Below are 24,868 nucleotides of genomic sequence, written 5' to 3' on the forward strand. Positions count from 1 at the left end.
GCTACGCTTGCCACGGGCGGTCCGCTCCCCACCATGATTCCGCTCGAAAGCAAGGAGATTGACGACATGTCAGTTCGGATCCGCTTGCTCGGGGGCGTCGAGGTCCTGATCGGCCGGCGGGCCGTCGACCTGGGGCACCCGCGCCAGCAGTGCGTGCTGGTGGCCCTGTTGGCCGACCGTGACGCCTGCGTGACCGCGGAGCAGCTGCTCGAACGGGTCTGGGGCGAGGCCCCGCCCCGTGGTGGCCGGAGCACCCTCTACAGCTACCTCTCCCGGCTCCGGCAGGCCCTGGAGGGGTCCGACGAGGCCAGGATCGAGCGCCGGGGCGGCGGGTACGCGGTCGACGTGGACCCCATGGCGGTCGACCTGTACCGCTTCGCACGCTGGACGGGCGAGGCGCGGACCGCCGAACCCTCCCGCGCGAGGCTCCTGTTGGAGCAGGCGGTGGCGCTCAGACGCGGCACGCTGCTGCCCAGGATCGACACGCCCTGGCTGAACGAGCTGCGGACGCGGCTCGACGAACGGCACCGTACCGCCGAGGCCGACCTGATGGACCTCAGACTCGACTGCGGCGAGCACACGGAGGTGCTCGGCGACCTGCAGCGACTCGTGACGGGCCACCCCCTCGACGAGGGCCCGGCGGGCCGGTTCATGCTCGCCCTGTACCGCAGCGGACGCCAGGCGGACGCACTGGAGCACTACGAGCGCACCCGGAGGGAGCTCGCGGAACAACTCGGCGTCGAGCCCGGTCCGGAGCTGCGCCGTCTGCACCTGCGCATCCTGGCCGCCGATCCCGCCCTGGAGGCGCCGAGGACGGAGTCGGCCCCGGTGGCCGCCGCGCCGCCGTCCGCCGAACCGGGGTTCGTCGTGCCGCGCCAACTGCCCTTGCCGCCGGACCGGTTCACGGCCCGGGAGGCGGAGCTGGAGCGGCTCGGTCCGCGTCGGGGCGAGGGCGCCCGCCCCGTCCTGGCGGTCACCGGGGCGGGCGGGATGGGCAAGACCTGGCTGGCTCTGCGCTGGGCCTACGACAACCTGGACTCCTTCCCCGACGGCCAGTTGTTCGTCAACCTGAAGGGCTTCGATCCCTCCGAGCCCCCGATCCGGCCGCAGACCGCCCTGCGCGGCTTCCTCGAAGCACTCGGGGTCGCCCCGCACGCCGTGCCGACCGACCTCCACGGGCAGACCGGCCTCTACCGCAGCCTGACGGCGGCGAAGCGGATCCTCGTGGTGCTGGACAACGCCCACGACACCGAGCAGGTCCTCCCCCTCCTGCCCGGCGGCCTCGGCTGCACCGCCCTGGTCACGAGCCGTCGTCGACTGCCCGGCCTCGTCGTGGCGCACGGAGCGCACGTGCTGACGCTGGGCGCGCTGTCCGGTGAGGACTCCGCCCGGCTGTTCGGCAGCCACCTCGGACACCCGCGTCCGGAGGCCGAACGGGCCGCCACCGACCGGCTGCTCGCGCTGTGCGGAGGGATGCCCCTGGCGATCGGTGTCCTCGCCGCGCGGGCGGCCGACCGGCCCGAACTCGCCCTGTCCGCGCTGGCCGAGGACCTCGGCCGCGTGCGCAACACCCTCGACGCGTTCGGCGCCGGCGACGGTGACACGACCGCCGACGTCCGGGCCGTCCTCACGTCCTCCTACCGGACGTTCGGCGGGCCCGCGCAACGGCTCTTCCGCCTCCTCGGCGCGCACCCCGGCCCGGACGTCTCCCTCGCCGCAGCCGCCGCGCTCGTCGGCGAGCCGGTTCCGGACGTCCGTCCGGTGGTCGCCGAACTCGCCCGCGCCCACCTCCTGACCGAGGACCGCCCGGGCCGGTACACCCTCCACGACCTGGTCCGGGCCCACGCCCTCGAACTCGTCGCCGGGGACGCGGACCGCGACGGCGCCTTCGACCGGCTGGTCGACCACTACCTCCACACCGCGCTCGCCTGCGACAGCCTGCTGAACGTCCACCAGGACACGCCGCCGCTGCCGCCGCCGCAGCCCGGCTCGGGCCCGTGGCGGCCGGCCGACGAGCGGGCCGCCCACGCCTGGTTCGCCGCCGAGTACCCGGTGCTGGGCACGCTCGTGCAGCAGGCCGGCGGCACCCGGTCGGGCGCCGGGTCGGGCATCCGGCCGGGTGCCCCCACCTGGCAACTCGCGAGCACCCTGAGCACGTTCCTCGGCAGGGGAGCACGGTGGCACGACGTGCTGGCCGTGTTCGAGGCGGCGCTCGACGCCGCCACGGCCGCCGGCGACCGGGCCGAACAGGCCCGCGCACACCGCGAACTGGGCTGCGCCACCATGGAACTGGGCCGCCACGACGAGGCCCTCGCCCACCTGGAGGAGTCGGTCCGGCTCTGCCGGGCCCTCGGGCGGCCGGAGGCCGAGGGGCATGCCGAGCTGCACCTGGGATACCTGTGGGAGGTCCGGGGGGACCAGGAACGGGCCCTGCGGCACGACCTGCTCGCCCTCGACCTGTTCGACACGGCCGGAGACGGAATCTGCCGGGCCAGGGCCCTCAACGCGGCGGGCTGGGACTACGCGCAGCTCGGCCGCTACGCCGAGGCGGCCGACACCTGCCGCCGGGCGCTGGACTACCACCGGGAGGTGGGCGACCACCGGGGCGAGGCCAACGCCCTGGACAGCATCGGATTCGCCCTGCAGGGCCTGGGCCGGTACCCGGAGGCCGCCGACTGCTACGAGCGCGCCCTGGTCATCAACCGCACCATCGGCCACCGCTCGAACGAGGCGCAGAACCTCGAACACCTCGGTGATGCGCACCACGCGGCGGGCCACGTCGCCGACGCGCGCGCCGCCTGGCAGGAGGCGGCCGAGGTCCAGACCGACCTCACCCACCGGCTGGACGACGTGGCCCGGCTCGCCGCCAAGATCCGGGACTGCGTCCCGGCCTGACCCGCACGACCTCCTCCCCGCACGACCTCCTCCCCGCACGACCTCCTCCCCGCACCCCGATCCAGGGCACCCCGATCCACGGGCGCCCCCGACCGACGGCCGCCGCCGCCACCCCGACCCGCCGCACCCCGCCGCCGTCCCTGCCGCCCCGTCACTCCGCCCCGCGCCCCGCCCGCGGCGGAAAACGTCGGGACCGGGCGGAGAACCCGGGCGTTCCCGGCACGGGCCGGGGGCGCCGGGCTAGGGTTCCACCGGAGGGGGCGGTCGGGATGACGGTGGAGTTCGGGGTACTCGGCACGATCGAGGCACGCGTCGCGGGCCGCCCCGCCGACGTGGGACACCTGCGCCAGCGCTGCGTCCTGGCCGCGCTGCTCGTGGACGCCAACCGGGCGGTGCCCGCCGACGAACTCGTCGAACGGGTCTGGGCGGGCAGGGCCCCGCAGCGGGCCATGGGCACGCTGTACAGCTACCTGTCCCGGCTGCGCCGGGCGCTGGACGGCGCGGGCACCGAGGTGCGGATCGGGCGGCAGGCCGGCGGCTACGTCCTGGAGGTGGAACCGGGCGCCGTGGACCTGCACCGCTTCCGTCTGCTCGCCGCGCGGGCCAGGGCGTCGGACGGCGAGCAGGCGGCGGAGCTGATGCGGCAGGCGCTGGAGCTGTGGCGGGGGGAGGCGTTCGCCACCGTCGACACCCCGTGGTTCCACGAGCTGCGCCGCAGCCTGGAACAGGAACGCTTTTCGGCCGAACTCGACGGCACCGACCTCTCGCTCCGCAACGGCCTGCACGGCGAGGTGCTGCCCGCGCTCACCGCCCGCACCGCACAGCACCCGCTGGACGAGCGGCTGGCCGGTCAGCTGATGCTCGCGCTGTGCCGCAGCGGCCGCAGCGCCGACGCCCTGGCCCACTACCGGAGGCTGAGGCGCAGACTCGCGGAGGAACTGGGGGCCGATCCCGGCCCGGCGCTGATGCGGCTGCACCGGCAGGTCCTCACCGACGACCCCGGGTTGGCCGCCCCCAGGCCGGCCCCGCGCGCCGGCCCGCCCGCCGTCCCCGGCCCGCCCGCCGTCCCCGTGCCGCGCCAGCTCCCCGCCTGTCCGTCCTGGCTGACCGGCCGCGACCGGCAACTCGCGGAGCTGGACGGGGCGCTGTCCGCGCCGCACCCGCCCGGCGACGCGGTGGCGGTCTGCGCGGTCGGCGGCAGCGGCGGGATCGGGAAGACCTGGCTGGCCCTGCACTGGGCGCACCGGAACCTCGACCGCTTCCCGGACGGCCAGCTGTACGCGGACCTGCGCGGCTTCGACCCGTCGGGGGAGCGACTCGCGCCGACCGTGGCGGTGCGCGCCTTCCTCGACGCGCTGGGGGTGTCCTCCGACGCCGTGCCCGCGGCCGCGCAGGCACAGGCGCGCCTGTACCGGAGCCTGGTCCAGGGCCGGCGGATGCTGATCGTGCTGGACAACGCCGCCGACGCCGAGCAGGCTGCCGCGCTGCTGCCGGGCAGCGCCACCTGTGCGGTGCTGGTCACCAGCCGCCGTCGGCTGGCCGGTCTGGCGAGCGCCCACGGCGCCCGGCTGCTGACCCTCGACGTGCTGGCCCCGCCGGACGCCCGCGCGTTGATGCTCCGCCACCTGGGGCCGGCCCGCGCCGAGGCCGAACCGGCGGCCGTCACCGCCCTGCTGGAGCACTGCGCGGGCCTGCCGCTGGCGATCAGCGTGGTGGGTGCCCGGGCGGCCGCGCACCCCGACTTCCCGCTGGCCGTGCTGGCCGAGGAGCTCAGGGACGAGTCGGCGCGACTGGACGCCCTGGACGCGGGTGACCTGACGGCCGACGTGCGGGCGGCGTTCACCGTCTCCTACCGCGCCCTGGGTGCCGGGGCGGCCGAGGTGTTCCGGCTGATCGGCCTGGCCCCGGGGCCGGAGATCGGGACGGCCGCCGTCGCGGCGCTGACGGCCTGGCCGGCCGGCGCCGTACGGACCGCGCTGCGGGAACTGGAGAACGCGCACCTCGTCCGGCAGCCCGCGCCCGGCCGCTACCGGCTGCACGACCTGGTCCGCCTCTACGCGGCCGAACGCGCACGCCAGGAGCCGGACGGCAACGACCGGGCGCTGCTGCGGCTGATGGACTTCTACGTGCACACCGCCGGATTCGCCGCCGAGCGGCTGGATCCGCACCGGGACCGGGTGAGCCCGGCGCCCGCCGGGCCCGGCGTCACCCCGGAGGAACCGGCGGACCACGGCGCGGCCCTCACCTGGTTCACGGCCGAGCACGCCGTGCTGCTCGGCGCGATCGACCGCGCGGTGTCGGCCGGTCTGGACGCGCACGCCTGGCACCTGGCGTGGGCCCTGGAGACGTTCTTCGACTTCCGCGGACACTGGCACGACTGGGCGGCCACCCAGCGGACCGCGCTGGAGGCGGCCCGGCGGCTCGGCGACCCGGCCCGGCAGGCGGGGGCCCACCGCAGCCTCGGCAGCGTGCACACCCAGATGGGTCGACCGGACGAGGGCCACCGCCACTTCCGGCACGCCCTCGACCTCTACCGGCTGCTCGACGACCGTACGGGCCAGGCGCACACCCACCGCGGTCTGGGTTGGGTGCTCGTCCAGCAGGACCGGCAGCGGGACGCGCTCGGCCACGTCGAGCAGGCGCTCGCCCTGTACCGGCAGACGGGTCACGCGGGGGGCCAGGCCCGGGCCCTGAACAACGTCGGCTGGCTGAACATCATGCTCGGCGACCACCGCACGGCCCTCGACCACTGCGTCCAGGCGGTGCGGCTCAACCGGGAGATCGGGGACCGGCACGGCGAGGCGGGCGCCTGGGACAGCCTCGGCCACGTGCACCACCACCTCGGCGACCACACCGAGGCCGTCGACTGCTACCGCCGGGCCCTGGAGCTGGACCGGGGCTTCGGCGACCGGTACGGCGAGACGGAGATCCTGGGCCACCTCGGCGACACCCACCTCGCCGCGGGAGACCCGGACGCGGCCCGGCAGACCTGGCGGCAGGCCCTGGCGATCGCCGAGGAGATCGGCCATCCGTCCACGGACGAACTCCGCGGCAAGCTCGCCGGCCTTCCCGTCGCGAAGCCCTGACGGCACCCGGACCCGACCTCCCGCCGCACCGCCGTACCGCCGTACTGGCGCCCCCCCCCGCCCACCATCCGCGCCGCCGCGGATGGTAAGGTCCGCAATCCTCACGAACGTGTCGTGCCCCCTTCACCTCGGTGCCGGCCGGATGCGTCATGCTCACTGCGGCGGGGCGTCCGCCGACGCGCTCTGACAAGGGGACAGACACGTGGCCGACCGCCGCTCCCTCACCGGCACCTTCTTCACCGGCCTGCTCGTCGCGGCCGCCGTCCTGCTGCCGGTCCGGCCGGTCACGGCCGCGGTCGGTCCCGGCGACCTCCCGTTCGGCTCGGCCACCACCGTCGGCCTGCACAACACCTACGACCCGGCGGCGTTCGGCTTCCTCGCCCAGGGACTCGACACCGGCACCGGCATGATCGAGCTGGACGCCTGGACGGACACCGTCACCAAGGAGTGGAAGGTCAGCCACTCCAACCCGCTCGGCAACGCCAACAACTGCGTCAGCGCGAGCACCCCCGCCCAGCTCTACACCGGCGGGGGTGACAAGAACCTGGAGACCTGCCTGGACGACGTCCGGGTCTGGCTCGGTGCCCACCCCGGCGCCGGCCCGCTCGTCATCAAGCTGGAGCTCAAGGCGGGTTTCGCCGGCAACCGCGGCATGGGCCCCGCCCACCTCGACTCGCTGATCGCCGCTCACCTGGGCGCCGCCGTCCTGCGCCCGGCGGACGTGCTCGCCAAGCCCGGCGGCGGCTCGTACGCGACCGCCGACGAGGCGGTGCGCGCGGGTAACTGGCCGACCAGGGCGGCGCTCGCCGGGCGGGTGCTGGTGTACGTGATCCCCGGCTCCTTCGAGGAGGGCAACCCCTTCGACACCCTGCCCACCGACATCGAGTACGCCCGCCACCTGCGCGACCTGGCCGCGGCGGGCCGGACCGGCGAGGCGCGGATCTTCCCCGCCGTGCACGGCGCCGCGTCCGGCGACCCGCGCACCAAGTACGCGGAGACGTCGATCCGGCCGTGGTTCGTGGTGTTCGACGGTGACGCCGCCGCCTACGCCGGCGGGATCGACACCTCCTGGTACGACGCGCGCCACTACCTCCTGACGATGACCGACGCCCACAAGGTCGCCCCGGCCATCAGCGCCACCGACCCCACCGCCGACCAGGCCCGCACCCGGACCGAACAGCTCGCCCGCGCCCACGCGAGCATCGTCTCCGGCGACTGGCGCAGGCTGCCCGCCGTCCAGTCCCTCGTCCTGACCCGCGGCTGACGGGTCCGGCGGTCGGCGGCCCACGCCGGCCGCACGCCCCGGATCCGGCCGGGGCACGTCGGGAGCAGGCCGGCCCGCTCCCGACGGTGCCGCTCAGGCGATCATTCGGGCGGGGTGATCACTCGGAGGGCCGGTGATCGTGGTTCCCCGCGACCGCCGGGCGGCGGCGCCGGGCTGCGACGACCAGCATCGGGGCGCCGGCGAGGAGCAGGGCCGCGCCCGTCGCGGCGACCGGGAGCAGGTCTCCGGCACCCGTCTCCGGCAGCGGCGCCGCGGGACCGTGCCCGGCCGGCGGCTGCGGGGCCGGCGGCTTGGGCCGTGGGCTGTGAGCCGGCTTCGGGGTCTCGGTCGGCTTCGGACTGTGGGTGGGCTTCGGACTGTGGGTCGGTTTCGGGGTGTGGGTGGGCTTCGGGCTGTGCGTGGGCCGGGGCGAGTGGGTGGGCTGCGGCTCGGCCCTGACCGTCACGGTCGCCGACGAGGGCGGCGAGGTGACCGTCGTGGGACCGGGGGCGACGGCCGTCGCGACGGCCGTGTTGGCGATGGCCTCCTGACCGAGATCGGCCTCGGTGACGGTGTAGGTGCCGGTGCAGGTGACCGAGCCGCCGGGAGCGAGCGGCGTGTCGGCGCAGGAGTGCACCGGGGTACCGCCCGAGCCGTTGAAGGCGGTGTCCACGACCTCGGGACGGGTGAGCGTGACGTTGCCGGTGTTGGTGAGGATCAGGGTGTAACTCACGACCTGGCCCGCGTGGTCGATCACCGCGGGTGCGGCGGACTTGACCAGGGTGAGCGCGGGCTGCCGGGTGGGCGTCACCGTCGCGGTGGAGGGCGGGGAGGTGACCGGGGGACCGCTCGGCGGGGTGCCGGTGGCGGTGGCGGTGTTGGTGAGCGTCCCGGCGTCGATGTCCGCCTGCGTCACGACGTACGAGGAGGTGCAGGTCATCGACTCCGCCGGGGCCAGGGTGGTGCCGGGACAGCTGACGGTCGGCGTGGTCCCCGCACCGGAGAACGAGGTGTCCGCGGCGGTCACCCCGGTCAGCGTGACGTTCCCGGTGTTGGTGACCAGGTAGGAGTAGGTGAGCCTCTGCCCGGGTGTCAGGGTCGCCACCAGCGTGGAGCGCCGGTTGTTGCCGCCGCCCCCGCCGGCGGAGGCGGTCTTCTCCAGGGTGAGGGACGCCCGCGGGCCGGTCACCGTGGTGGTGGAGGGCGGCGAGGTGACCGGCGAACCGGTGGGCGGGGTGCCGGTGGCGGTGGCGGTGTTGGTGAGCGTCCCGGCGTCGGCGTCGGCCTGGGTCACCGTGTACGCGGCGAAACAGGTCATGGACTGGCCCGGGACGAGGGTGGTGTCCGGGCAGGTGATCGCGGGCGGTGTGCCCGTGCCGGAGAACGAGGTGTCGGTGACGCTGATGTCGGTCAGCGTGACGTCCCCCGAGTTCGTCACCACGAACCAGTAGATGATCGCGGAGCCCGCCACCAGGGTGGTGACGAGCGCCGAGCGCCGGTTGTTGCCGCCGCCCCCGCCGCCGGTCGTGGCTGTCTTGTCCAGCGTCAGCGCCGGTCCGGTCCGGGGGCCGGTCACCGTCGCGGTGGAGGGCGGGGAGGTGACCGGGGGACCGCTCGGCGGGGTGCCGGTGGCGGTGGCGGTGTTGGTGAGCGTCCCGGCGTCGGCGTCGGCCTGGGTCACCGTGTACGTGGCGGAGCAGATCATGGACTGGCCCGGGACGAGGGTGGTGTCCGGGCAGGTGATCGCGGGCGGTGTGCCCGTGCCGGAGAACGAGGTGTCCGTGACGCTCACGCCGGTCAGGGTGACGTTCCCGGTGTTCTTCACCAGGTAGGAGTAGACGAGGGTCTGCCCCGGCGACAGGGTCGCCACCAGCGTGGAGCGGCGGTTGTCGCCACCGCCCCCGCCGCCCGAGGCGGTCTTCTCGACGGAGAGGGCTGCGCTCTGCAACGCGACCGCCGTCACGGGGGAGTCGGGCGCGGTCACCGCGGAGCCGGTCGGCGGGGTGCCGCTCGCGGTACCGACACCGGTGACCCTGCCCGCGTCGACGTCGGCCTGCGTCACCGTGTAGGGCGCGGTACAGGTCATCGAGGCGCCCTGGGCGAGGGAGGTGTCCGGACAGGAGACCACCGGCGGGGTCCCGGTCCCGCTGAACGAGGTGTTCGCGGCGGTGACCGCGGTCAGCGGCTCGTCACCGGTGTTGGCCAGCAGGTAGGAGAAGGTGATCGTCTGGCCGGCCGCCCGGAAGGTCGTCGGCGCGACGCTCTGCGTCAGCGACAGGGCGGGGGACTGCGCGGTGGCGACGGGCGCCAGGGGGAACGCCGCGACGAGGACCGCCCCTACGGCCACGACCGAGGTCAGCAGGCCGGGACCCCGGCGGGTCCCGCGTGCGCCCTCCGGTCCCGGTGGTCGTCCGGGGGCGCCTCTGGTTCCGCCGACTCGCATCGTGGTTCTCCTCATCTCGCCCCGTACCGGCAGGACCGGCGCGACGGCGGCACGACCTTCATGGACAGGTGGACGGCCGCACCCGCACCGGACGCGGCACGGAACAGATACTCGAATCCGGGGTCTCTCCATCGTTCGTGATCGCGGGAATCATCCGGTCGGGTGCGCGCACTCGCCGGAACGGTCCTGTTCCGCAGGTCCCGAAGTCCCCGAAGTCCCCGCGTGTCGCCGGACGGACGCCCCGCCGAACCGGTCGGGTGTCGCGGTGAGGGGGCCGGACGGGAGCGTGCGACGGGCGCCGTCCATTTCGGTTCGGTCACGGTGTGTCCCATTGGTTGACCATTGGGTGGGAGTGCGGTGATTGATCTTGTTGGCACCGGACTGGACCGACTCTCATAATTTCGGCTGAGACGCGTCACGGGCGGCCTGAAGTGCGCTGCCGGGGGCGGCCCGCGAGGCGCCGACGCGCGACATTCCGCTGTCTTCCTGGGGGAGTCCCTTGTCCGCGCCCGAGAGTTCGCCGTCTGCCGCCGACCAGGCGCAGCAGGGGGCGCTCGATCCCGCTGCCGTGCCCGGCCCGGGGTCGTCCGATCCCGCCCTGCCCGATCCTGCCGCGTCCGGCCCCGCCGCCTTCGACCCGGCCCCGGCCCCTGCCCCGGTCTCCCGGCGGACGCTGCCGCGCGCCCTCGGGGTGACCCTGGCCGCCGCGGGCTTGATCGCCGTGACGGCGACCAGCGCCGCCGTCACCGTGGCCGTCGGCAGGCCGGACCCGGAAGCGGCCGTCGTCGCCGGCACCGCGGCACGTCCGGGCCCGGCCGCAGTCACCTCGGCGCCGCCCACCACGTCGCCCACCGCGTCGCCCACCGCGTCCGCCCCGGCGTCCACGGCGGCACCCGCCCCCGCTCCGGCTCCCAAGCCGGCGAGCACCGTCAGAGGGACCGTCAACGGCGGGAAGCACGAGGGCGATCTGCGCTACTTCCTGCTCCCGATCCCCGAGGGCGGCGAGTCCTACGGACCGGCCGACGGCATGACGCTGACGGACGAGGAGGTCGCGGACGAGTTCAACAACCGGGACACCATCATGCGGATCCTCCGTGCGTACGGCTACAAGGACGCCGCGACCCGGACGTACCGCACGGCGGACGGCAAGGCCGAAGTCACCGTCACCCTGCTGCGCTTCGGCTCCGCCGGGGACACGAAGGAGTTCGCCGAGGGCTACACCATGAGCCTGGAACCGATGGAGATCACCGGCGACCCCGGTGCCCGCGGCTACGTCCGCACACCCAAGCAGCAGGCCTACACCGGCTCGATGACCGGGATCTCCAGCCAGGGTGACGTGCAGTACACGATCGACGTCGACGTGAAGGGTACCCCGGACAAGGCCCTGCTCAGCGAGCTGATGCGGCGCCAGCGCGCCTGGCTGACCTCCGGCGGCTGAGTCCGCCCGAGTGCCGCCCGAGTGCCGCCCGCGTCCCGCCTGATTCCCGCCGCCCGCGTTCTCCGCCGCCTCTTCCTTTTCCCAGGAGCCACCGCGTGACCACCGAACCCCTGGCGCCGGCACCCGCCGCCGCCCTCCCTCCGGACCGGCCCGCCGAGTTCCGGCCCCCCGAGGACCCGGCCGCCGGGCACCCGGCCCCCGAGGACCCGGCCGCCTTCCCCGCGCCCGCCGCCGCTCGCGTCCGCGCCCCCCGCCGGCCCCGGCCGGTCCTGCTGCTGGTCTCCGGCCTGGTGCTCGGCACCGTGGCCGGCGGGGCCGTCGGCTACGGGATCCAGGCGCGCCGGCCGCCGACGCCGCTGCCGCCGATCCAGGTGGCGCTGCCGTCCTACCCGGCCGAGGCGGTCGACCCCGCAGCCGTCGCCGCGGCTGCGCCCGCACCGCTCGCCATCGACGGCGACCTGCGGAAGCTGCTGCTCACGGCGCCGGCCGGCAGCTCGGCCTGGGACGACTACCCCGGCACGCCCAGCTGGATCTCGATCGGCGAGCTCGCCGAGCGCAGCGGCCCGTCCGCGGGCGCCTTCAGGGACCTGGCCGAGCGGGGCTTCCGCCGCGCCGTCGAGGTCGACTGGAAGCAGGGCGACCTGAAGGTCCGGGTCTCGCTGATCCAGTTCTCCGACGACTTCGCCGCCCAGGCCGGGAACCGGGTGAGGGGCTACCGGCTGGAGCCGTTCGCAGCCGAGGCCAACGGCGGCTACCGGGTGGAGAAGGAGCCCTTCTTCTGGGCCGAGACCACCGAGAAGTTCTACCAGGGCACCGCGGCCGCGCAGCGCGGCACGGTGGCGATGGAGGTCAAGGTCTTCGGGCTGCGGCCGGTGGACGCCGAGCTCGTGAAGAACCTCGCCAAGCAGCAGTGGGAGCGGCTGGTATGAGCGACGACACCGTGATGAGTGACGACACCGTGACCGGCTCCCCGAGCACCGAGCCGCACGTCGCGCCCGCGGCCGGAGCGCCGTCGGCCGGAGAACCGTCGGCCGAACGCGCCCCCGCCCCGCCGCTCGCGCCGTCTCCCGAGCCCGTTCCGTCAGACCCGTCCGGCCCGCTCGCGCTGCCGTCGGTCTCCCGCCGGCTCCTGCGCGCCACCGGCGCGACCGTGGCCGCCGCCCTGGTCGGCGTGGTCATCGGCGTCGGCATCATCGAGGTCCGGTACGACGACCCGGCGCCCGTCGCCGCCGCCGCGCCGGCGCCCGCGCCGCCCACCCCGGGCGCCACCCCGACGCCCTTCGGGGCGAAGTCCAACGGCAACCACTTCGGCTCGCTGCGCGACCTGCTGCTGCCGGTCCCCTCCGACTACGGGCTCGGTCCGGACGAGGGCGGCTACGGCAACGACGTCGAACTGACGGCCGCGCAGCTCTCCGCCGAACTGGACGAACTCCTCCAGGTGCCCAAGGAGCAGCAGGAGAAGCTCCGCGCGTACTGGGAGGGCCTGCACGTCAAGGCCACCGGTATCCGCACCTACGCCGAGCGGAAGGGCGGCCTGGTCATCGGCATGAGGCTGCGCCAGTTCAACCAGCAGGAGGTGCAGCGGATGAACGAGTACACGGCCGTGTTCACCGGTGACACCGGGCTCTTCCGCACCGGCCCCGCCGTCCCGGGCCACCCCGAGGCGCACTGCTACCTGATGCCCGCCCCGCCGTCCGCGCCGATCGACTACCTGGAGTGTTCGGCCGCCGAGGGCGACCTCCTGGTGGTCATGAGCGTCGAGGGTGTGGCGCCGCTGCCCAAGGACAAGATCGTCGCCTTCCTCGCCCAGCAGCTCGACCGTCTCGCCACCCCGGGAGCGTCCGCATGACCGACAGCACCATGCCGCACGACAGCGCCGCCTCCGGGGCCGCCTCCACGGGCCCCGCCGCCCCGGAGGGCCCCGGTACCGCAGAGGGCGACGTCACGGCGTCCGCCACTCCTGAGGCGGTCACGGACTCCCCGGCGTCCCCGGCGTCCCCGGCGTCCCCGGCGTCCCCGGCGCCGACGATGCCGGCCGCGTCCGACCGCGCCCCCGGAGACGACGCCGGCCCCGGCCCCGGCGAGAACCCCTGGACCGCCCCCGGTGCGACGGTCCCCGGCCCCGTCGAACCGCCGAGCGCCGAGGAGCTCGCGGCCCGCCGCACCCGCCGGCGCAAGGCGGCGCTGCGGTGGGGCGCGGCGGTGGTGGTCTGCGCGCTGGCCGGCACGGGTTCCGCGCTGGCGGTCACCGCGCCCGAGCGCACCGACCTCCCGGGCCTGGCCACCGAGAGCGACGGCCGCTACACCTTCCCGGCCCTGGTGCTCCCGCCGCTGCCCTCCGGCAAGCCCGTTCCCCGGGAGAACAAGAGCCGGCACGCGGCCGACCTGCGGTACCTCCTCCTCCCCGCCCCGCAGGAGGCCGGCGGTTCGCTCGCCCCGGTGGTCTTCCCGACCCCGACCCCGCCTCCGACCGGGAGCCCGACCGGGGGCCCCACCGGAACCCCGGCCGCCGCGAGCCCCACCACGTCCGCCGCTCCGCCCCCGTCGACCGCCTCCACCCCACCTGCCACGGCCCCCCTCGCGGACTGGGTCACCTGCGACGCCGTCGCCGCCGAGCAGAAGGACCCGGTCGCGGTGCGTTCCCTCCTCCTGGAGAGCGCCTGCCGGGCCGCCACCGTCCGGGAATGGACGGCGACCGACGGCACCCGGACGCAGATCCGTCTGCTCGCCTTCGGTTCCTCCGCCGCGGCCTGGGACGTCTACCGCGAGCTCCGCGACGGGGACCAGAAGGACCCCGGCTCCCGGACCACTCCGATGGAGGGCTGGGACACCGTCTTCGGCGTCGCCGTCGAGACCCGGGGGACCCCGGCCACCACGGCCGGCACGGCCCTCAGCGCCCGCCTTGCCTACCTCTCCGCGGGCGACCTCGTGGGCGTGGTCACCATGACCAACCCCGGGGGCGTCCCGGCCGAGGCCTTCCGCCAGGTCGTCACTCTCCAGTCCGACCTGCTGGCCTGACCCCCCGGGCGGGCGGCGCCTCCACGGCGCCGCCCGCCCGCTCACGTCGTCGTGCCCGGCCGCGGGGTGCTCCTCCTCAGGCGGGGACGCCGGTGGTGTCGAGGGTCAGCCGGACGGCCTCCCGGTGGAGGGCGGTGCCACTGACGACCGCGATGCTCTCCTCGCCGCGCTCCTCGCCGCTCGCGTCGGTTCCCGCGGCCCCGATCACGGCGAGGGTCGCCGTGTAGGCGCCCCACGTGAGCCGCCGTGCCGCCATCGCCGTGCCGTCCACGACGAGCCGGCCCGCTCCGAGGACGGGCCCGGACGGCAGGGGGATCGGTCCGTCGGGCGAGGAGTTTGCGAGGAAATCGCGTAGGAGGGCCTCGGGGTCCAGCGTCGGGAACACGCGGACGTGCGCCGGCAGGCGCCGCTGGGTGCTGACCTGCACCAGCAGGGTGCGCCCCTCGTGGTAGCCGAGGTCGAGCCGCTGGAGGAGCCCGTCGGTCGACCCCTGGCCCACCAGGCACTGCCATCCGGGCCGGGGCGCGTCGAGCAGGGCCGCGGGGCGGCCGAACGACCGCAGGAGCTCCGGCCAGGTGGGATCGACGGGTCGCCCCGGGTGGGCGGGACTGTGGAACACGGCGGCCCTCCGGACGGTCGCGGGTGCGCTGGGTGCTCTCCATCCTGACAGCGCATCAGCCGTTCCGGACCGGTACGTCGGCGGCGGGCAACCGGGGGAGGGGGCCGTACCGCCGGAGCGCCGAGCAGGAGGGAAGTCCACGGCGTCGACCCGGGGACCCGGGGGCGGGCCGGGGCCACCGGCTTCCGGTGGGCCGTCACCCGGTCCGGGTCGGTGAACACCGACTCCTCGCCACTCCCAACGTATAGCGCACCGGGGGGCTTGCGGCAAGGCCCCGGTGGTGGAACACAATGGTCGGCCACGGCCGATATTCCGGAAAAGACAGATCTGCCCCCTACGCCCCGCTTCGTCGACGTGCGTACTGCGCGGGACGTCGCGGGTGGGACTCGTCGCGCGGACTCGTCGCGCCGCTCCGGCGTCCCCCACCGGAGCGCGGGGGCACACGTCGCGGCCGGCCGGAATCCACTCTCGTTGAATGGGCGTTGTGATGATTGACGTGATCGTGGTCGGCGGCGGACCGACCGGCTTGATGCTGGCCTGCGAGCTGCGGCTGCACGGTGTGCACGTGGTCGTGCTGGAGAGGTCGACCGAACGGACGAGGCGGTCCCGCGGGCGTGGCCTGCACACGCGCAGCGTCGAACTGATGGACCAGCGCGGTCTGTTGGAGCGGTTCCTCGCGGCCGGCGAGAAGTTCCGGGTCGGCGGCTTCTTCGGCGGCATCCACAAGCCCTGGCCGGACGGGCTGGACACCGCGCACCCGTACGGGCTCACCACTCCGCAGGCGGTCACCGAGCGGCTGTTGGAGGAGCGTGCGCTCGAACTCGGTGCGGAGATCCGGCGCGGCCGGGAGGTGGTCGGGCTGAGCCAGGACGAGGACGGAGTGACCGCCGAGACGGCGGACGGTACGCGGCTGCGCTCCCGCTACCTCGTCGGGTGCGACGGCGGCCGCAGCACGGTGCGCAAGCGGATCGGTGTCGGCTTTCCCGGCGAGCCCTCCAGGGTCGAGACCCTGCTGGGCGACATGGAGGCGACCGAGGACCCGGCGACGATCGCGGCCGTGGTCGCGGAGGTCCGCAGGACCGAGCTGCGCTTCGGCGCCGTGCCCGACGTGGACGGGAACGCGGGGGTGTACCGCATCGTCGTGCCCGCCGACGGCGTGGCCGGGGACCGCACGACCGCCACGACGTTGGACGAGTTCAAGCGGCAGCTGCGGGCCGCCGCGGGCACCGACTTCGGCGTGCACTCGCCCCGCTGGCTGTCCCGGTTCGGCGACGCCACGCGGCAGGCCGAGCGCTACCGGCTCGGCCGGGTCCTGCTGGCCGGCGACGCGGCCCACATCCACCCGCCGACCGGCGGGCAGGGGCTGAACCTCGGCGTGCAGGACGCGTTCAACCTGGGCTGGAAGCTGGCCGCCGCCGTCGACGGCCGGGCACCGGAGGGGCTGCTGGACAGCTATCACACCGAACGGCACCCGGTGGGGGCCCGCGTGCTGGACAACACCCGCGCGCAGATCACGCTGATGGGGACCGATCCCGGGGCGGTCGCCCTGCGGGAACTGCTCTCGACGCTGATGGACTTCGAGGAGGTGAACCGGTACGTCACCGAGATGATCACGGCGGTCGGCGTCCGCTACGACCTCGGCGAGGGCCATGAACTGCTCGGCCGGCGGATGCGGGACGTCACGCTCAAGCGGGGCCGCCTCTACGAGCTGATGCACGGCGGCCGGGGCCTGCTCCTCGACGCGACCGGCGGGCTCTCGGTGGACGGCTGGGAGGATCGGGTCGACCACGTCGTCGACGCCGCCGAGGAGCTCGACGTGCCCGCGGTCCTCCTGCGGCCGGACGGCCACGTGGCCTGGGTCGGCGAGGACCAGGACGCGCTGGCCGCCCGGCTGCTCACCTGGTTCGGCGCCGCCACCCGCTGACCGCGCCCCCACCCGTCCCACCCCCGCGGCCCGGGCCGGAGCCCCCGCTCATGAGGACGGGGGGACCGTGGCCCGGGCCGATTGGGGGTGCCTGCACCCGCCCCGAACGACAACGTCGGTTTCCAGGACCGGACCGAGTCCTGGAAACCGACGTGGCTTACGAGCCCGAACCGACCGGCGGAGTCCTGAGCCGGTCCAGCCGGCCCCGTCCTCCGTCCGTTGCGCCGTCAGGCGTACGGGTTGGCCGAGAACTCCGGGCGCTCACTCGGGAAGTCGTCCGGGAAGAGGGCCAGCCGCACCGTGCCGGAGAGGAGCGCCAGCAGGACCCCGGGGGAGCTCAGGGGCAGCTGGGCGAACCTCAGCCGGCCTGCCTGCACCACGAGCGTCGGCCAGTCGTCCGGCTCGCCGACGGGCAGCCAGAACAGCAGGTCGGCGTTGTCGGTCACCGCCCACTGCACCAGGTCGTCGGTCGTCAGGCCGTGCTCGGTGAGCAGCGCGGGGAGATCCGGTTCGGGGTAGTCCCGCAGGAGCTGCCGCGCCTCCTCCGTCTGCCGGACGATGTCCGACCCCGGACGCGCCGATCCCTCGGCGAACACCCAGAGGAACTCGTCGAAACAACCCGGCCCGTAGGCGTCGATCAACGCGCGGTGGCTCCGAGGGATCTCGAACGCCGCCCGACCGGTGGCGGCCACCGCGACCTTCTGCCCGGGTGGCGGGCAGAGGGCCAGCAGGCTCTGCAGCTCATGCACGGGCGGACCTCACAGGTTGGGGAGTGTCGTCTTGAAGTGCCAGCCGAAGTCGTCGACGGCCTCGATGGTAACTCTGGTGGCGAGCGCCCCGGGATTGTCGTAGTGGGGCGTGACGCTCATGATGACGGTGTTCCCCGTGTTCTCGACATGCTTCTTGATCACCGTCTCCGCCTGGTTGATGGGGCCGTTGTTCTGCACCTTGGTCTGGGAGATGATGTTGCGGAGGTCCGTACCGGAACCACCGAACTGCTGTCCGATCAGGTGGCCCTTCGACCAGCCGGCGTCGCCGCCACCGAGCTTGACGAACTCCGCCGGGGCGTTCCGCTTGCCGCGGCTCGGTGCGCTGCCGATCAGATCGGCCTTGGCATCGGCCAGGACCTGGGGCGTCACCTCGGCGTAGGCCACACCTGCCCGGCCGTTGGACACCTCGCTGAGGTGCACGTTGCTGCCGTTGCAGTTGTGCACGAGCAACGGGCTCGCGCCCGCGACCACGTAGTAGGTGTGGACCAGGTCGACGGTCAGGTTGTGGGTGACGACGGCGTTGCGGTAGCTGCGGACGGTACGGACGGTGCTGGTGCTGCCGTCCGGCTTCCTCAGCTCCTCCCCGACGGTGAGCTCGCCCGCGTCGACCCACTGCTTGCGCGTCTCGCTCCAGTAGGGGTGGTGGTAGGTCGAGGTGACCACGGTGGACTCACCGGCCAGGGTGACGTCGGTGAAGTCCTTGTCGTCGGGGGTGGTGATGGTGGCGACGACGCGTTCGGGCCTGGTCTCACCGGTCTGCGGGTCGGTGGCCGTCACCACGTCGCCGTCGACCACCTGTTCGATGGCCTTGACCGTTCCGTCGGCCATCAGGACCTGGGTACCGGCCGGGAAGCTGTTGCAGGCCGGCGCTGCGGAGCCCGAATCGACCTCGGCCCTGCTCGCGGACGGCTCCGTACTGGGCGCGTCTCCGGCTGTCTCCTTGGCCGCCTTCTCCTCGGCCGCCTTCGCCGCCGCTCTCTCCGCTGCGCGGGCCTCCTCGGCCGCGCTCTTGGCCCGGACGATGGCCTTCTCGGCATTCGCGGCGGCCCGTTCGCCGGCGCGGATCATGTCGTAGGCCTTGTCGATCTCCTTGTAGACCTTGAAGGCCTTGATGCCCACCTTGATGGCCTTGAAGAGCTTGCCCCAGGGCACCGCGTTGAGCGCGGTGTTGACGCACGCCATCACGTCGCCCTTGGTGAAGCAGTCGCGGGCGTCGTTGTAGCCGATCAGGTCGCCGATCATGTCGACGATCTGGTGCTTGACCTCGTCGCGCTTGCGCTTGCCCTCGTTGACGATCTTGTCGGCCGCGTGCTTGTCGTCCTGGGCCTTCTGCTCGTCGGCCGAGGGTGCGGGCGTCGGCGTCGGGGTCGGGGGAGTCCCGCCCGAGTTCTTCCGCTGCTCCGCCTCCCACTCACGGAGACTCTGGCACTCGGCCGGAGTGTCGCAGGCGTGCCTCAGTCCGTTCGCGTCGGACTTGTTGACCGGGCTGTTGTTGGCGTACGCGTAGGCGTTCCACTGCTGCGGATCGCCCGCGTCCACGATCGGGTCGGGGCTGATGAAGCGGCCGGTCGCGGGGTCGTACTCACGGGCGCCGAGGAGGGTGAAGCCGGTGGCCTTCTCCTTGGTGCCGCCGACGAAGCCGCGGTCGCCCGCCCAGACGCCCGGCGCGGGCTGGCTGCCGCGCTCGTTGCCGAAGGGGTCCGTCGGACGGCGGACCTGGGCGAGGGTCGAGGCGTCGAACTGCACGCTGTTCGTTCCGTGCGGGTCCGACCCCTGATACGCCAGCCGTGAACCGGCGCCACTGGTGGTCCGGGTGATGGTGAGTCCGCCGGCGGCGGGGTAGGACCGGACGTCGGTGACGGTGTCCGTGGCGGTGTCGAGGGTGATCTGGTCGGATCCGAGGTTCAGCGTCGTCCTGCCGGCGTCGCGGCGGATCAGCTGGTTGCCGGAGGTGTCGTAGAGGTAGCTCGTGCCGGCGCTCTCACCGGTGCCGGTGACCTTGTCCAGCTTTCCCTGGTCGTTCCAGGTGAGCTTCTTGGTACCGGAGGTGTTGGTGATCGAGGCGGTGTTGCCGCTCATGTCGTAGGTGTACGACGTCACCGCGGTGCCGGCGGGGCCGGTCCGGGTGGACTTCACCAACGCGTGCGGGCCACCGGTGCCCACGCCGTTGTTCGGATCGCCGACCGCCGTGTTGGCGCCGGGGCCGAAGTTCTGGGTGGTGGTGACGTCCTTCGACGTGTCTCCGCCGACGTCCTTCTGGACCAGCTTGGTGCGGTTGCCGATCAGGTCGTACTCGTACTGCTGCCAGTAGGGGGCCGGTCCGCCGACGCTGGGCCTGCCGGCGCCGAGGGCCGGGCCGTTGGCGTTGTCGCAGGCGCCGATGCCCGGGACGGCGGGCTGCGGCGCGGTGGTCTGGCCGCCCGTGTCGGTCCAGGCCTGGGTGAGCCGCCCGAGGTAGTCGTGGTTGAAGCACTGCAGGTCGGCGACCTGGCCGTCCTGCGCGTTGCGCACGGAGGTGACCTGGCCGAGCGCGTTGTAGGTGTAGTCGTTGACGTCGACGCTTGCGGTCGGCGCGTTCTCCTTGTCCAGGATCGAGCGGGTCACCCGCCCGGTGCTGTTGTCGAACATCGTCGTCGAGACGACGTTCGCTCCGCCGCGGCCGAGGGTCGTGCGGATGATCCGCCCGTACGGGTCGTACCGCAGGTCGGCGACGTACGTGGTGGAGGGGCCGAACCCGAACGCGCTGGACAGACCGGCGAGGTGGCCGACGGTGTCGGAGACGAACGTCAGCTTCTCGGCCGCCAGGCCCGCGTTGGGCACGGCCGGGAGAAGGGTGTTCTGGAGCCGTCCGGCGGTGTCGTAGGTGTTGGTGGTGGTGTAGGTGCCGCCGAGCTTGCCCTCCTCCATGGGGATGGTGGTCTTGGTGCCGAGGATGCGGTAGCCGGTGTCGTAGCCCGTGACCTCCGACCTGTAGGCCTTGCCGGATGCCCCTCCGACGAACCGCGTGCCGGAGGTCGCCTTGCCGAGTGCCAGGCTGTCGTAGGTCCAGGCGCCGACCTGCTTGGCCGCGTCGATCGCGGTGCCCTCGTAGGACGCGACGGTGCGGCCCAGCAGGTCGGTGACGCTGGTGGCGCTCTTGCCCCGGGCATCCGTTCCGGTGGCGGCGTTCTTCGCCTCGTCGAAGGACATGGTGTTGGTCCCGGAATCCGGGTCCGTGGACTTCACCAGGCGTCCCAGCAGGTCGTACTCGTGGGTCCAGACGTTGCCGGCGGCGTCCTTGCGCCAGGCCTCCTGGCCCTCGACCGTGTACCGGTAGGTGGTCTCGTCGTACGCGCCGGTCGGGGTGTTGGCCTTGTACTGCCGCAGGGCGACGACCTGGCCGCGGGCGTCCGTGATCGACGCCGAGGCGTACCCGCCCGCCGGGGGGATGGATCGGGTCTCGTCCGCGCCCACGTACTCGGTGCGGCTGCGCCACTGCTCGATGCCGAAGGACTGGAAGATCGAGTCGGTGATCCGGCCCATGCCGTCGTAGGTCCGGACGGTCTGGGACGGGATCTTGCCGTCGGGGTTCACCCCGCCGTTGGGCAGGAAGAGCGCGCCGCCCGGTTGACCCTGGTCGGTGTAGTAGGCGGCGCTGGTCTTGGTCTGCCAGCCGTGCGAGTCGAACAGTGCGTCGGTGACCATGCGGCCGGCCACTCCGGACGGGGTGCCGGCCTGGGTCTGGCGGATACGGCCGAGGCCGTCGTAGATGGTGAAGCTGGCCGTGTACGTCTTCAGATCGCCCAGTAGCGCCTGGGTCAGCACGGTGGACGGCGCGTTGGCACCGTTGAGCGCGTACGAGAACTTGCGGTTCGGTAGCGCGTTCCTGCTGCGGTCACTGCCCGGACTCCAGGCGGAGACGACCCGGCCGAGGGCGTCGTGGTCCTGCTCGGAGATCCGGCCGTTCTCGTCCCTGGCCTTGACCGGCAGGGCGCGACCGACGTCCAGGGTGGTGACGGTCTGCCAGCCGAGCGGGTTGGTGTGGGTGATCTGCGTGGGCAGCTGACCGGTGGCCGGCTGGTAGGCCGTCCTCGTCTCGGCGCCGGTGAGGTGGGCGGCGTCGGTGCGGGTCGGGTCCTTGGTGCTGGTGACCCGGCCGTACTCGTCGAAGGTCGCACGAGCGGTGAACCTGTAGACGGCCCTGCCCGCCGCGTCGTAGCGCTCCAGGACCTCGGTGGCGGTCTGCTCGGCCTTCGCGCCGGCCTGCCCAAGCGGCAGGTTGTCGAAGTGGGAGCGGGTGTCCGCGATCGTGTTGGCCGCGGTCGGCGTCTGGTTGCAGGCACCGGCGAGCAGCAGGATCCGGGAGGCCAGTTGGGTGGTCGCCCCGCCGGGTCCGTCGGCGTAGGTGAACTGCGAGCAGCGCGCCAGCTCGGGGTGCGCCGTGTCCGGGTTGTCGATGACGACGGTGGGTCGAGCGACGAGCGTGGTGTCGTACGCGGTCGACTGTTCGTTGGTCCGCCAGCCGGAGGCCAGCTTCGTGCGGGTGGTCACCTTGGCGGTGTTCACGGCCCGGGCCGTGATCGCCGGCATGCCGCCGGACTGGTTGCGGGTGGCCGTGACCGGGCCGATCCACGGGTCGGACACGACGCTGGAGACGACGTCGCCGCCGTCGCGGTCGTAGTTCCGGGTATCGCGGATGTAGCCGGAGAGGACGTCCTCGTCCTTGACGGTGCCGCCGTGGACGTCGGTGACACTCACCTGGCGCTTGGAGCCGTTGGCGAGGACGTCGCCGTCCATGCCGCGCAGGAAGGTCGACGTCGTCCGGGTGCGCGGCGCCTCGACGGCGCTGCCGCTGCCGCCCCGCGTGGTGACCGTGGCGAATCCGCGGAACTGGTCCCAGGTACGCGTCTTGGGGTCGGTGAGCTCGGAGTCGTTGCGGTGCCAGGCCGCGCCGCCCCCGTACTCGTACGTGGTCACCGTCGGCGTCGCGCCGGCCACCATGTCCTGCTGGGTGACGGACTCCACCACGATCTTGTGGAACCAGTCGTTCACCGGATCCGGCGCGGACTGCCCCGGCAGGTACCACTTCACCGGCATGCACGCCATGGTGTTGCCGTCCTCGGAGGACGGCATCCGGCCCGCGACCCGGGAGCAGTCGGCGGCCTTGTAGACGATGTTGACCACGCCACCGGTCTCGGTGGTGATCTTCTGGATGCGCGGACGACGGTAGGGCTCCACCGAGGCGTGCGTACCGTCGGGTCGGGTGATGTCGCCGTCCACCCGGTTGGGGATCTGCAGCGGTTGGAACGAAACCTCCGGCAGCGTGATCGGCGTCTTGCCGTTGCTGCCGGTGCGCTGTACGGAGTCCAGCCACAGGGCCGGCGAGGTACCGTCACCCGGGTCCTGGAAGGACTGCTTCAAGGCGAAGGAGTCCACCGGGCGGTACGTGGAGCCGTCCCACACCTCGGTGTCGATCTTCGTGAGGCGCTTGGTCGTCCAGAACGTCGGCGAGTAGATGTCGCACGTGCCGTTCTGGTCACAGCTCTGGTCGACGGGCGTGTCCGGCCAGGACTTCGCGTTTGCCTTGGTCCGCTGGGACGGGTCGCAGGTGATCGCGCCGTTCGGCAGGCAGCGCTCGTCGGTGCGGAACCACACCTGCGCTGCCGGCTTGGCCTTGCCCTTCGCCGCGATCTGGTCCGGCAGGCGCTGTCCGTACCCCACCCACGCCGGGTACGAGGCCCGCTGGTACTGGGTGCGGGTGCCGTTGCCGTTGTTCTGGCCGCCACCGCGTGCGTAGCTGTTCTGCTCCTGCTCGTACCGGTAGGTGATCAGGTTCTGGTGCGGGTCGACGACGTAGTCAAGTGACCACTGCCAGCCCATCTGGGACCAGGAGTTGGTGGCAGGAGAACCCGACTTCAGGCACGGGTCCTGGCCGCCAGGCCAGTACACCGGCACCGTGGAGACCGAGTTGGCGGCCTGGTCGCTGCCGTCGCCGCCCGGTAGGTGGTTCGCGCCGAAGTAGAACTGCGTGCCGTCGACGGTGGTGACCCGCCAGGCCTCGCCCTTCCAGGCCCCGTTGTTCCGGTCGGTGAGCCGCTCGACCTTGGTGCCGTCCTCGCCCTGGAGGTGCCACACGCAGGACGTGTCGTCGCGCACCAGCTGTCCGGCGTGCCCGGCCAGCGACAGTGACAGCAGGTCGCCGCCCCAGCACTGGTCGCCGGAGTTCTGCACCCCGGCGTCCTTGCAACCCTTGTACCCGCGGGTGATCGACCCCGGTTGCCAGTCCCAGCCGTCACCGATCCACGACGGCTGCGCGTTGGTCGACGCGGTCCTCCCGTCCACCGCCGAGGAGTCGTACCCCAGCGAGACGCTCGGTGAGGCTCCGCCCAACGCGGAGGGCAGCTCGACCGTGTAGCCGTAGGTGAAGTTGGCCGCGTTGGCGCCGGCCTGCCAGGAGGCGGACGGAGTCAGCGGCGAGGCGGAGAAGTCGCCCTCGCTGCCGGACGGACCGGCCTCGACCGCGAGGGCCGCCACGGGCGCGGCCTGCGCCTGTGAGGCGGCGAACGCGCTGGAGGACGACGACTTGGCTGTGGGGGAGGAAGCCTGCGGCACCTCGACCTCGACGACGAGACGCCCAGTGGCGTCCCGCTGCGCGGGAACGGGGGTGCGCGACGTGCAGCCGGCGGCACCGGGGGTCGTCAGCGCACAGGCCGGCAGCTGGACCACCCGTGCCCGGGAGCCCCAGTCGGCGCCGGCGGCCTTCGCCCAGGTGGTGGTGTCGATGCCGACCCGGACCCGGCCGGGTGCGGCGCCGTCGCCGGCGTCCGCAACCGATATGAGGGCACCGGAGACCCCTGCCGAGCGGGCCCGGTCGGCGTCCGCGACCTCGACCCTGAGCTGCGCGTTACCCCCCTTGGCGGGGGCCAGTGGGGCCGGTCGGGCCGATGTGCCCGGGGCGGAGGGCTGGGGCCGCGTCTGTTCGATCCAGACCGGCAGCGTGCCGACCTGCACGGGTGAGGCGGCCGAACCGGCGGCTGCGGCGTCGCTCGCACCGGCGGACCCGGCCGAAGCCGCCTTCGCACCGGTGCCGGCCGACGCGGACAGCGCAGTCGTCGCAGTTCCGGAGGGCGTGGCGGTGTCCGACGGAGGGGACCACGGTCGGCCGCGGTCGGCCGTGTGGCCCTCGACCTCGGCGGCGGAGCCCTTCACCGGCGCGGTCTGCGGCAGCGGGGTGTTCGGTGGAACCCAGACCTTGGGTTCCTTGACGGCTCCGGCGACGGCCTGCGCGGAGGGGATGGTCACCACCGACATCAGGACGGCGAGTGTCGCGACGGCCGCCGTTCTGGAACGGCCTCTCCGCGCGAATGGCCATGTACGACGAGACAACTGATCCCCCATGAGTGCCCGAAGCAAGCAAGGGCCCCCACAGAGG

Annotated in this window: 12 protein-coding genes; 8 read left to right on the forward strand and 4 right to left on the reverse strand. The window is 73.6% G+C overall.

Annotation, left to right across the window (positions count from 1 at the left end):
• Window positions 1–66: 66 nt before the first annotated feature.
• The 3 genes from PUR56_RS22300 (at window position 67) to PUR56_RS22310 (ending at window position 7,245) form a co-directional block, all read left to right on the forward strand.
• A complete protein-coding gene (locus tag PUR56_RS22300) occupies window positions 67–2,895 on the forward strand; it encodes an AfsR/SARP family transcriptional regulator (RefSeq protein WP_329950204.1) in 2,829 nt (942 codons plus the stop codon).
• 269 nt (window positions 2,896–3,164) lie between these two features.
• On the forward strand, window positions 3,165–5,981 hold the full coding sequence (locus tag PUR56_RS22305) for an AfsR/SARP family transcriptional regulator (RefSeq protein WP_329950205.1): 2,817 nt from the start codon (window positions 3,165–3,167) through the stop codon (window positions 5,979–5,981).
• Between the two features lie 202 nt (window positions 5,982–6,183).
• Window positions 6,184–7,245, forward strand: coding sequence for a phosphatidylinositol-specific phospholipase C domain-containing protein (locus PUR56_RS22310; RefSeq protein ID WP_329950206.1), 1,062 nt, complete (start codon window positions 6,184–6,186; stop codon window positions 7,243–7,245).
• A gap of 118 nt (window positions 7,246–7,363) precedes the next feature.
• On the opposite strand, the gene PUR56_RS22315 is transcribed toward PUR56_RS22310, so the two are convergent.
• Window positions 7,364–9,592: a DUF7507 domain-containing protein gene (locus tag PUR56_RS22315; RefSeq protein ID WP_329950207.1), complete on the reverse strand. Its 2,229-nt coding sequence runs from the start codon at window positions 9,590–9,592 to the stop codon at window positions 7,364–7,366.
• 595 nt (window positions 9,593–10,187) lie between these two features.
• Between PUR56_RS22315 and PUR56_RS22320 the strand changes: the two genes are divergently transcribed.
• The 4 genes from PUR56_RS22320 (at window position 10,188) to PUR56_RS22335 (ending at window position 14,144) form a co-directional block, all read left to right on the forward strand.
• The gene (locus tag PUR56_RS22320) at window positions 10,188–11,126 is read left to right on the forward strand and encodes a hypothetical protein (RefSeq protein WP_329950208.1); all 939 of its coding nucleotides are present in this window, start codon (window positions 10,188–10,190) and stop codon (window positions 11,124–11,126) included.
• A gap of 95 nt (window positions 11,127–11,221) precedes the next feature.
• Window positions 11,222–12,055 carry a hypothetical protein gene (locus PUR56_RS22325; protein WP_329950209.1) on the forward strand — a complete coding sequence of 278 codons (834 nt, stop codon included), beginning with the start codon at window positions 11,222–11,224 and terminating at the stop codon, window positions 12,053–12,055.
• Window positions 12,052–12,975, forward strand: coding sequence for a hypothetical protein (locus PUR56_RS22330; protein WP_329950210.1), 924 nt, complete (start codon window positions 12,052–12,054; stop codon window positions 12,973–12,975). The genes PUR56_RS22325 and PUR56_RS22330 overlap by 4 nt, the downstream gene beginning before the upstream one ends.
• Window positions 12,972–14,144, forward strand: coding sequence for a hypothetical protein (locus tag PUR56_RS22335; protein ID WP_329950211.1), 1,173 nt, complete (start codon window positions 12,972–12,974; stop codon window positions 14,142–14,144). The genes PUR56_RS22330 and PUR56_RS22335 overlap by 4 nt, the downstream gene beginning before the upstream one ends.
• A 76-nt stretch (window positions 14,145–14,220) precedes the next feature.
• Here the strand turns inward: PUR56_RS22335 and PUR56_RS22340 are convergent, their stop codons facing one another.
• Window positions 14,221–14,763 carry a hypothetical protein gene (locus PUR56_RS22340; RefSeq protein WP_329950212.1) on the reverse strand — a complete coding sequence of 181 codons (543 nt, stop codon included), beginning with the start codon at window positions 14,761–14,763 and terminating at the stop codon, window positions 14,221–14,223.
• Window positions 14,764–15,250: 487 nt separating this feature from the next.
• On the opposite strand from PUR56_RS22340, the gene rox reads away from it, so the two are divergent.
• The gene (rox, locus tag PUR56_RS22345) at window positions 15,251–16,687 is read left to right on the forward strand and encodes a rifampin monooxygenase (protein WP_329950267.1); all 1,437 of its coding nucleotides are present in this window, start codon (window positions 15,251–15,253) and stop codon (window positions 16,685–16,687) included.
• A 227-nt stretch (window positions 16,688–16,914) separates the two neighbouring features.
• On the opposite strand, the gene PUR56_RS22350 is transcribed toward rox, so the two are convergent.
• Window positions 16,915–17,436 (reverse strand): hypothetical protein, encoded by a 522-nt coding sequence (locus PUR56_RS22350; RefSeq protein ID WP_329950213.1) that lies wholly within the window; start codon window positions 17,434–17,436, stop codon window positions 16,915–16,917.
• 9 nt (window positions 17,437–17,445) lie between these two features.
• Window positions 17,446–24,747, reverse strand: a complete 7,302-nt coding sequence (locus PUR56_RS22355) for an RHS repeat-associated core domain-containing protein (protein ID WP_329950214.1) — start codon at window positions 24,745–24,747, stop codon at window positions 17,446–17,448.
• Window positions 24,748–24,868: the final 121 nt, after the last annotated feature.

Origin of the sequence: Streptomyces sp. BE303 (genome assembly GCF_036290945.1) — a bacterium.
GTDB lineage: Bacteria > Actinomycetota > Actinomycetes > Streptomycetales > Streptomycetaceae > Kitasatospora.

Coding starts and splice junctions, on each gene's coding strand:
- PUR56_RS22330 (WP_329950210.1), top strand. CDS start 12,052: ATGAGCGACGACACCGTGATGAGTGACGACACCGTGACCGGCTCCCCG.
- PUR56_RS22305 (WP_329950205.1), top strand. CDS start 3,165: ATGACGGTGGAGTTCGGGGTACTCGGCACGATCGAGGCACGCGTCGCG.
- PUR56_RS22355 (WP_329950214.1), bottom strand. CDS start 24,747: ATGTCGGTGGTGACCATCCCCTCCGCGCAGGCCGTCGCCGGAGCCGTC.
- rox (WP_329950267.1), top strand. CDS start 15,251: ATGATTGACGTGATCGTGGTCGGCGGCGGACCGACCGGCTTGATGCTG.
- PUR56_RS22335 (WP_329950211.1), top strand. CDS start 12,972: ATGACCGACAGCACCATGCCGCACGACAGCGCCGCCTCCGGGGCCGCC.
- PUR56_RS22300 (WP_329950204.1), top strand. CDS start 67: ATGTCAGTTCGGATCCGCTTGCTCGGGGGCGTCGAGGTCCTGATCGGC.